Genomic DNA, 4,796 nt, shown 5'->3' on the forward strand with positions numbered 1-4,796 from the left:
CCTTGGTCTGCACTATTTTTATATATATTTTATAGATTTATTTTCATATACAGTACAAAATCATGTTTAATGTTTCTTCAAATCCCTCATATTAGATATATATAAAGCAATCACTAAAATGAGAATAGCCCCTGCATATAATAATGTTTCAAGTGGTTCTTCATGAGAAACAATAATTAATCGAATTAAAGCTGTAATTCCTATATAGATAAAATATCGTAATGGAAAATGGTAATTTGATTTAAAATATTTAATAATTAATGCAATAAATTCAAAGTATAAAAAGTAAACAATGATACTTTCAACTAATTTATAAGATGTGTATTTTTTTGCTGAAAATATGTATTGTATGAATGTGATTGTTTCATTAATTAAAAAGATAGATAGAACAATGGATAATATGATAAGAGCTGTATTTAATATCCATTGTAAAACACTGGCAATAAATTCATCAACATTAAATGATCGCATTTCTTCTAGCACTCCCCTTGTAGGTAAATCGTACTGGTACATTATAGCAAAACTGTCCTACTAAACAAAAGAACCGTAAAGAGAATTCATTTCGTTCCCCTTACGGCTATTCATGTTACAAACAAGATTGAAGTTACTCTCATTCTTTTATAATCGTTGCACCATATGTGCTTCCTTTATTCTCACCTTTATAAATCGTATATACTGGTGTACTTTCTTTTATTGGCTGAGGAATGTTTGCTACGTTAATCAGACTCTTGTTCTGTAATAGTTTTCCATCCAACAGCTGTTATACCAGCTTCTAAACTTAAGCGACTTACTATTTTTTCAATAAGCGTAGCTTTTTTTGAATCACAATGCAAAAGTGCTCGTACAACTACTTTTTTGCCCTCTTCAATGTCTTCACTAAATAATTCTTTTAGACCAATTCCTTCTGTATGAACCATATGCATTAACAAGACTCTAATATGAGACTCATCTTTATCTAAACAGGTTGCTGATACCATATAGCTCATATCTTCTTGCTGTTGATCTCGAGACTTTTTGTTCATAAACAATGCCACAGGTCGAAGGAAAATGTTTGCTAAAATAACCCCGAAAGCACCAATAATNNCCCACTTTTAAAAATCCAGCCCCAACAAGAGTGCCAACTGCTGCAGCACACCATAATGTAGCAGCTGTATTTAATCCACGAATACTAAAACCATCTCGAATAATGACTCCACCGCCAAGAAAACCAATTCCACTTACAACCTGAGCAGCGATACGTGTAGGGCTTCCTTCTCCTGAAGTCATAACAGATAATAAAACAAACAAACAAGCTCCTAATGAAACGAGAGCATTCGTACGTAATCCAGCCATACGATGCCGCCATTGCCGCTCCGTTCCAATACAAGCTCCAGCAAATATAGCAACAAGTAAACGGATTACAATGTCTTGCCATGCCATATCTTTCACCTCCAACTATCTATACATAGAGAAAGGAGGACTACAAAAGTAACCTCCTTTTTCATTCCATATTACTTTTTAACGATTATATGGTATAAAACTTTTCGCTACTTATTTTTGGTTTTAACATTGATTTTAATGGAAATTGCGCTTCTCCATTCATAATAGAAATATACAATAAGAGTGCATGTTCAAAGTGCATATTTCTCACCTTCTTTCTGATAGAATTTCTGTTAAATCAGATTTACATGTCTAGAAAAGAAGATGTTATAACCAACTATGAAATTTCTTGATATATAACTGCTTAAGAAATTGAGTTAATACAGCATAGCCTGCTAAAATTCCTACTAACCATGGGAAATAGCTAAGTGGAAGTGGCTGTAATCCTACAGCAGCCCCTAGTGGGGAAAACGGAACGTAAATACCAATAGCCATAATGAGTGCTGTTAATAATAGGACCGGAATAGCGGCCGTACTTTGGATAAATGGAATCTTTTGTGTTCGAATCATATGCACAATCAATGTTTGCGTAAGTAATCCCACTACAAACCAGCCGGATTGGAACAAAGATTGTTCTGCAACCGTATTGGCACCAAACACATTCCACATCACAATAAATGTTGTAATATCAAAGATTGAACTAATAGGACCAATACAGATAATAAAATTGCGCATATTTGCAGTGTCCCATTTTCTAGGCTTCTCTAAGAACTCTTTATCCATCTTATCCCATGGAATAGAAAGCTGCGATAAATCATATAACAAGTTTTGAATTAATAAATGAATAGCTAACATCGGAAGAAACGGAATAAATGCACTTGCTACTAATACGCTAAATACGTTTCCAAAGTTAGAGCTTGCCGTCATTTTAATATATTTCAAAATATTCCCGAATGTTGTACGCCCTTCAATAATACCTTCTTCCAATACATTCAAGCTTTTTTCAAGCAAGATAATATCAGATGATTCTTTCGCAATATCTGTAGCTGTATCAACAGAGATACCTACATCTGCATCGCGAAGTGCAACCGCATCATTAATACCGTCACCCATGTAGCCTACAGTATGACCATTTGCTTGCAATGCTTTAATGACACGCGACTTTTGCATTGGATTTAATTTCGCAAATACAGTTGTTCTTTCTGCTAATTTTGCTAGTGCCTTTTCAGGTAAATGATCAATTTCATAGCCAAGTACAGGTTCCCCTATATCCAATCCTACTTCTTTACATACTTTGCGCGTTACAATTTCATTGTCACCAGTTAAAATTTTCACCTGTACGCCTTGTTTTTGTAATGTTCGAATTGCAGATGCTGCGGATGGTTTTGGAGGGTCTAAAAATCCAATATATCCTGCGAAAATCATATCTGATTCATCTTGAATAGAATAAGCTTTTTCATCATTAGATGCTTCAAGCTTATAAGCCACTGCAATTACACGCATGCCGTCCTCATTTAATTGTTCACTAAGATACTTAACCTTACTCTTTACTTCTTTCGTAAGAGGAAGTATTTCATCATGAATATCCGTATGTGTACAAATAGATAAAATCTCTTCTACCGCACCCTTACAAACCATTAAGTTCATCTTGCTTATATCTTTAACAACTACGGACATACGGCGCCTAGCAAAGTCAAATGGGATTTCATCTACTTTGTGAAATTCCTTTGTATCTAATTGATGTTTCTCTTCTGTATGCTGAATAACCGCTTTATCGATAAGGTTTTTTAATCCCGTTTGATAAAAACTATTTAGATAGGCTAGCTGTAATACATTTTTACATTGGTTTCCTGTTGGATCAAGATGACGGACTAATACAACTTTATCTTCAGTCAATGTTCCTGTTTTGTCTGTACAAAGAACATCCATTGCCCCAAGGTTTTGAATTGAATTTAGCTGTTTCACAATTACTTTCTTTTTAGACATTTGCACAGCGCCTCTAGCTAAATTTGCCGTTACAATCATCGGAAGCATTTCCGGTGTTAGTCCTACAGCAACTGCAATCGCAAAGAAGAACGCTTCCTTCCAATCACCTTTTGAAATCCCATTAATGAAAAATACAATAGGCGTCATGATAAGCATAAATTTAATTAAAAGCCAACTTACTTTATTAACGCCTTTATCAAAGCTTGTTTCCGGACGTTTACCAATTACACTTTTTGCTAATGAACCAAAATAACTATTTACGCCTGTTGATACAACGACAGCAGTTGCAGTTCCACTTACGATATTTGTTCCCATAAAACATAAATTATCCATTTCAAGCAGGTCGCCATTTCTTTTTGCATTAATATTCGAATTATGGAAATTTTCGTATTTTTCGACAGGCAAAGCTTCTCCAGTTAGAGCAGATTGGTTTACAAATAAATCTTTAGCTGAAAGAATGCGAACATCAGCTGGGACAATATCACCCGCAGAAAGCGTGATAATATCACCAGGTACAAGTTCTTCAATAGGAAGTTCCTGTGTATGATTGTTATTGATATCCGCTTTTTTATCCATGTTATGTTTGAATTCTTTCGTTCTCAAAACAGTAGCTGTCGTACGAACCATTGCCTTTAATTTTTCTGCTGCTTGTTGAGAACGGAATTCTTGCAAGAACCGAATGGTAGCACTTAAGACAACCATGACCGTTACAACAATGGTTCCTTTCATATCGTCAGTGAAGAAAGACAAGATTCCTAAAGCTAACAATACGAAGATGAATGGATTTTTAAATGCTAGCAGCAATTGAATGTACCATGCTGGTGGCTTTTCATGTGCTACTTCATTTTTCCCATGTATATCAATACGTCTTTCAGCTTCTTTTTCAGAAAGACCGTTTGGCGTTGTTTCTAAAAAAGCTAATGCGGATTGAACATCTGTTGTAGCAACTTCTACTAATATTTCATTGTTTTGCTTGATCACTTCTTGATTATGAGAAGTTTGTTTGTTTCGTTTTGGTGTACCTTTATTTGTTTGATACATGTCTGTTTGGACATGTTCAAGTTGTTTTTTTGCACGTAACATCGGTAGTTTCCCCCTTTATACACGCAGGAGGAAATTCATTGTTTCTCGACTATCTATTTTTTAGAGAGGGAGGAACAATTCGTTTCCTACCTACATGATGAAATATAAATGTAAAACATATGGGTATCGGGCTCGGTTCTCCAAGTGCCATCGTTCCCCACCTCCTTATCCGAATCATTTTTCTTGGATATGCTATGTTAAGATTGAGAGAAAGGTGTATCATTCCAACAAAAAAGGCCTTTACTCATAGACGAGCAAAGGCCTGAATGTACACAAAACAAACACACTGATACCACCGCTAATTCAAGCAGTCCATATCAGAATAATCGCACCTCTCCCTCGTCGAGCTTTAGCACTGTATAGCATAG

General features: G+C 35.2%; 2 protein-coding genes and 1 pseudogene. All 3 read right to left on the reverse strand.

The annotated features are described in order from the left end of the window. Positions 1-66 precede the first annotated feature (66 nt). The 3 genes and pseudogenes from psiE to mgtA all read right to left on the reverse strand — a co-directional run bounded on the left by psiE (position 67) and on the right by mgtA (position 4,386). The gene (gene psiE / locus COO03_RS12035; protein ID WP_097897419.1) at positions 67-471 is read right to left on the reverse strand and encodes a phosphate-starvation-inducible protein PsiE; all 405 of its coding nucleotides are present in this window, start codon (positions 469-471) and stop codon (positions 67-69) included. 245 nt (positions 472-716) lie between these two features. Beyond that, positions 717-1,419, reverse strand: a pseudogene (locus COO03_RS12040) (MgtC/SapB family protein). 267 nt (positions 1,420-1,686) lie between these two features. Then, complete coding sequence (gene mgtA / locus COO03_RS12045) at positions 1,687-4,386, reverse strand: magnesium-translocating P-type ATPase (RefSeq protein WP_097897420.1); 2,700 nt, start codon at positions 4,384-4,386, stop codon at positions 1,687-1,689. Between the last annotated feature and the right edge of the window lie 410 nt (positions 4,387-4,796).

Source organism: Bacillus sp. AFS098217 (assembly GCF_002551815.1).
In the GTDB taxonomy this organism is placed as follows: domain Bacteria; phylum Bacillota; class Bacilli; order Bacillales; family Bacillaceae_G; genus Bacillus_A.